This is a genomic window from Frisingicoccus sp. (genome assembly GCA_016298055.1).
In the GTDB taxonomy this organism is placed as follows: domain Bacteria; phylum Bacillota; class Clostridia; order Lachnospirales; family Lachnospiraceae; genus Frisingicoccus.
Genome location: JAEDDO010000156.1, coordinates 1 through 4,227 on the forward strand (window position 1 = coordinate 1; position 4,227 = coordinate 4,227).

General features: G+C 41.5%; 7 protein-coding genes. 5 read left to right on the plus strand and 2 right to left on the minus strand.

Translation table 11 applies throughout. The features are described 5' to 3' along the window. Together QZZ35_RS09575 and QZZ35_RS09580 are read right to left on the minus strand one after the other, a co-directional pair. Nucleotides 1-116, minus strand: a 116-nt coding sequence (locus QZZ35_RS09575; protein ID WP_291237200.1) for a helix-turn-helix domain-containing protein, incomplete at its 3' end; no start/stop codon positions are given. Nucleotides 117-183: 67 nt separating this feature from the next. Further along, the gene (locus tag QZZ35_RS09580; protein ID WP_291237196.1) at nt 184-924 is read right to left on the minus strand and encodes a helix-turn-helix domain-containing protein; all 741 of its coding nucleotides are present in this window, start codon (nt 922-924) and stop codon (nt 184-186) included. Between the two features lie 192 nt (nt 925-1,116). Between QZZ35_RS09580 and dinB the strand changes: the two genes are divergently transcribed. From dinB to QZZ35_RS09605, 5 genes are all read left to right on the plus strand, one after another. After that, nucleotides 1,117-2,364: a DNA polymerase IV gene (gene dinB / locus QZZ35_RS09585; protein ID WP_291237197.1), complete on the plus strand. Its 1,248-nt coding sequence runs from the start codon at nt 1,117-1,119 to the stop codon at nt 2,362-2,364. A 14-nt stretch (nt 2,365-2,378) separates the two neighbouring features. Then, nucleotides 2,379-2,591 (plus strand): LexA family protein, encoded by a 213-nt coding sequence (locus QZZ35_RS09590; protein WP_132094161.1) that lies wholly within the window; start codon nt 2,379-2,381, stop codon nt 2,589-2,591. A 13-nt stretch (nt 2,592-2,604) separates the two neighbouring features. Further along, a complete protein-coding gene (locus QZZ35_RS09595; RefSeq protein ID WP_002584942.1) occupies nt 2,605-2,844 on the plus strand; it encodes a hypothetical protein in 240 nt (79 codons plus the stop codon). A gap of 230 nt (nt 2,845-3,074) precedes the next feature. Continuing rightward, nucleotides 3,075-3,647 carry a hypothetical protein gene (locus tag QZZ35_RS09600; RefSeq protein WP_291237198.1) on the plus strand — a complete coding sequence of 191 codons (573 nt, stop codon included), beginning with the start codon at nt 3,075-3,077 and terminating at the stop codon, nt 3,645-3,647. 9 nt (nt 3,648-3,656) lie between these two features. Beyond that, the gene (locus QZZ35_RS09605; RefSeq protein WP_291237199.1) at nt 3,657-4,022 is read left to right on the plus strand and encodes a hypothetical protein; all 366 of its coding nucleotides are present in this window, start codon (nt 3,657-3,659) and stop codon (nt 4,020-4,022) included. The last annotated feature ends 205 nt before the right edge of the window (nt 4,023-4,227 follow it).

The following is a 4,227-nucleotide window of genomic DNA, read 5'->3' on the forward strand; positions in this document are numbered from 1 at the left end:
TCCCCACGTTCAATTCTGCCGATGGTACGGCTGCAGGAGCCGGTTGCTTCTGCAAGGTCTTCTTGAATTAGATTTCGCTCCACACGAATATCTTTCAGGATGTTGCTGATTGCCATCCAATCACTTCCTTTAACTTTATTATTGTTTCAACAGCCGGTTTGAATGGCACGGACTGTATTACGATTATTGAAAACCGGGGATGTCGGAAGCATCACACTTGCCGACAACTCTGCCGAATATTTTAAAAGAGTCCGATTCCTGAATTGCGATAGGTTTGTATTTTTTATTCAGGGAGATCAGGAATAATCCATCCGGTTCATCATGGAGTTTTTTGATGTAGGCATCTCCATTGAGATAGAAAATACCAACCTCTCCATTGCAGATGCTGTCTTTTTGCTGGATCCATGCAATTTCCCCGTTGTGGTATTCCGGTTCCATACTGTCACCAGATATCCGGACTCCGAAGTCTGCATTGTCCGGGGCAAGATCGCCAACTTCATAAGATTCTTTTGGCGCATCTGTCAGGAAATTACCGGTACCTGCAGAAACAGCATCTCCGAAGATGTCCATAAATATTTCTTTTTTGCGGAAAGGAATAATGTTTGCAACTACCGGTTCAAACAAGCCGGAGGCTTTTAGTATTTTTGCGTAATCTTTAATCTTATCTTTTCCTTCTTGGTTTAAACCGTTCATTACACTATAAGGATTTTTCCCGAAATAAGCATCATAAATATCTTCAATATCCAACAATTTACAGAGAGTCAGAAAAACATGCAGTCCTGGTTCTCGTGCATCCGTCTCCCATTTGGAGATTGCCTTCGCTGTAACGTCAATGCCCTGCTGTGAAAGTAATTCTGCAAGTTCTGGCTGCGAAAGCCCTTTCTTTTTTCTGTTTTCTGCAATAATCCTGCCAATAGAACGCATATATTCGCCTCATTTCTATGAAATTCCGTTAGATTCTTATAGATGCATTATACAGCACAAATACAACAAAATCAAGAGAAATCTCCGAAACGTAGATAATACAACCAAAATGTCAGTTGACTATCTCCATAATGTCGGCTTATACTAACCATGCAAGGAATGATAAGAAAGCCGGACGGAGGTGAGAACAGGATGGGTGACAGGACAATTTTACATAGTGATATGAATTGTTTTTATGCCAGCGTAGAAATGCTGCATCATCCGGAACTAGAGGGAAAGCCACTTGCTGTAGGTGGCGATCCGGAAGCAAGACATGGTATTGTGTTGACGGCAAATTATATTGCGAAGAAATGCGGGGTAAAAACAGGAATGGCACTTTGGCAGGCAAAACAGGTTTGTCCGGAAATCATTTTTGTGCCGCCGAGGATGGATCTGTATTTGAGATTCTCCAGTATGGCGAGAGAAATCTATTCAGAGTATACGGACAAAATTGAGCCGTATGGAATAGATGAAGGATGGCTGGATGTGACGGAAAGCAGCAGTATCAAAGGCGATGGAATGAAGATCGCACAGGAAATCAGTGACCGGATTAAGTATGAACTAGGTATTACCGTGAGTATTGGCATTTCCTGGAACAAGATATTCGCAAAACTTGGCTCTGATTATAAAAAGCCGGATGCCATCACACAGTTTCATCGAGGAAATTACAAAGAAATCGTCTGGGGGCTTCCAGTGTCAGATTTACTGTATGTTGGCAGGCAGACAAACAAGAAATTGCAGAAGCTTGGGATCCATACCATTGGCCGGCTGGCACAGACAGATGAAAAACTGCTGGACAGCCATTTTGGAAAAATTGGTCTGGTATTATGGGCATTTGCGAATGGATATGATTCGGATCCGGTTTGTATGGAAGGATATGAAGCTCCGGTCAAGTCCATTGGAAACAGTACAACGACACCGAGAGACCTGGAAACAGATCTGGATGTGTGGATTATTCTGATGGCATTATCGGAAAGTGTATCTGCCAGATTACGGAAACATGGTTTCAAATGTAATGTGGTGGAAATATCAATCCGGGATAACGGGCTGAACAGCATAACAAGGCAGAAGCGTATCAGCCAGCCGACGAATATTACGGATGAAATTGTAAAAGCAGCATTTGAATTATTTAAGAAACATTACAGATGGGAGCATCCGATACGGAGCCTTGGCGTGAGGGGGTCTGATCTGGTAATGGAAGATATTCCGGTTCAGCTTGATCTATTTGATAATCAGGAGAAACGGGAAAAATTAGAAAGGCTGGATCGGGCTGTGGATGAGATCAGACGACGGTTTGGATATTTCAGCATACAGCGGGCAGCAATGTACCAGGATAAAGTCTTATCCCACTTGGACGCCGGTACACATACGGTCCATCCTCACAGTTATTTTCATGGATAATGGGAGGGATAGATTTGAAACAGACATTAACCAGAAAACAGGAAGAAAGCTATCAGTGCATTGTAAGATTTACCGAGGAGCATGGATTTCCGCCAACGGTCAGGGAACTGGGGGCATTACTGGGAGTTGCTTCAACATCAACGGTATTTTCCAGGATCAGGCAGTTAGAGAAAAGTGGATATATCCGGAGAGTTCCGGCATCTCCAAGAGCAATCGAAATCCTGTGATGGAGGTGGCGGTATGAATAAGGTATATGTTGATGTGGTAGCAGAGTTCAGTAAGGAAGGCTGCCTGATTCCAATCTTATTTGTTTGGGAAGACGGCAGAAAATACAAGATTGATAAAGTGCTTAAGATTGAACGATGTGCCAGCAGAAAAGCAGGCGGTGTTGGTACGATGTACACCTGTATGGTACAGGGAAAGGAAAGCCATTTGTTTTTTGAAGTGGACAAATGGTTCATGGAAAGGAAGATTTCATAATTAATAAGAAGAATATTAACCGGCGGAGATAGTCACTTTCCCTTTATATCCCGTTGGTTTTACATAAGGATCCGTATTCTGATCAGCCGGTGTTCCCCACAAATACCATTTGGAATATGGATCCTGCAAAGAGTAATTTAGATTGCTTTCCATCAAAATCATGGGGAAGGCGAACTGGTCTGCAAGACCTACCAGTTAGTGTGATTGTTGATAAGGAGAAATAAAGATTTATGACAGACAGAGATTATGCAATTAAATCAATGAAAGAGATTACGTTCCAGATGGCAACCCATGCACAGGATTATCTGGAAGTAACCATGGACAGGCATTATGAAGACATAAAGGCATTGATGGTGAATTACCAGAAACTGATTTTGGAAAATAAGATGGTACTGGAAGAACTGGAAATGGAATGCCAGGAGAAGATCAATGAGGATATGGCATATGCGTTGAGTTATCTTGATATTTACGGGAAACAGCTGAATGTGACAAAACTGAAACACGAGATGAATAATCTGATGGTCATATATGGGTTGTCGGATATGGTTTACCGGGGTATTACGTTGGTAAAATATTATGCTCCGGATGGAGTAACGCTCAGTGAGATTATCCATTCCTGTTTTTGCAGCCATTACAATAAAACAGATGTGGAAGTCCAGCAGGAACTTGGCATTGGAAGGACTTCGTTTTATAAAATGAAGAAACAGGCATTGCGGTATCTTGGCTTCTACTTTTACGAGATCGTAGTGCCGCAGGCAAAAAACAAAAGATTCAAACCCTCCTTGGGTGTGGAAGAAGAGTAGGTGAGTGGGATGAGATACGAAAATTCAATGGTAAAGATTGCCGACGATATTATCCGGGATCAGCAGGCAGAGAGGAAAGCTCAGAATAAAAAACAGAAATGGCATGATGAGTATGCTACCTTGAAATTTTTTCGGTACATATGCAGAAATGTTGGAAACCTTCATGAAGGAGAAATCCAGCGTTTGGTATGGAAACTGAAACAGTCTGATAAGAAAGCAGTCGAAAAACATTTAAAAGGCTATGCGTGGGAATTTGATTATGAGAAAATGTTTTCTATATTGACGCAGAATCCTGTTTGTCAGAAAGTATGTCAAAAAAATAAATATACAAGCTGGATGCATCTGATCAGCCGATACTGTACAGAAGATTGTTAGGAAATAAGATACCTTCTTGCATCTATCAATGAATTATTTTATGGAATAAATCCTGTATTAGTTCTGTAGAACGATAACTTGTTTTACAGCTTCTGTATATCGGAACAGGCGGTAGTTATACTAACTTTAGACCGAAAAATAGTTCTAAAGGAGGTGCTGCGATGGATCTGAAAGCTGTAGGACAGAGAATTAAGATGGCAAGGGA

Excerpts from the sequence above, each read along its gene's own strand:
- QZZ35_RS09580 (WP_291237196.1), bottom strand. The coding sequence starts at position 924 with ATGCGTTCTATTGGCAGGATTATTGCAGAAAACAGAAAAAAGAAAGGG.
- dinB (WP_291237197.1), top strand. The coding sequence starts at position 1,117 with ATGGGTGACAGGACAATTTTACATAGTGATATGAATTGTTTTTATGCC.
- QZZ35_RS09595 (WP_002584942.1), top strand. The coding sequence starts at position 2,605 with ATGAATAAGGTATATGTTGATGTGGTAGCAGAGTTCAGTAAGGAAGGC.
- QZZ35_RS09600 (WP_291237198.1), top strand. The coding sequence starts at position 3,075 with ATGACAGACAGAGATTATGCAATTAAATCAATGAAAGAGATTACGTTC.
- QZZ35_RS09605 (WP_291237199.1), top strand. The coding sequence starts at position 3,657 with ATGAGATACGAAAATTCAATGGTAAAGATTGCCGACGATATTATCCGG.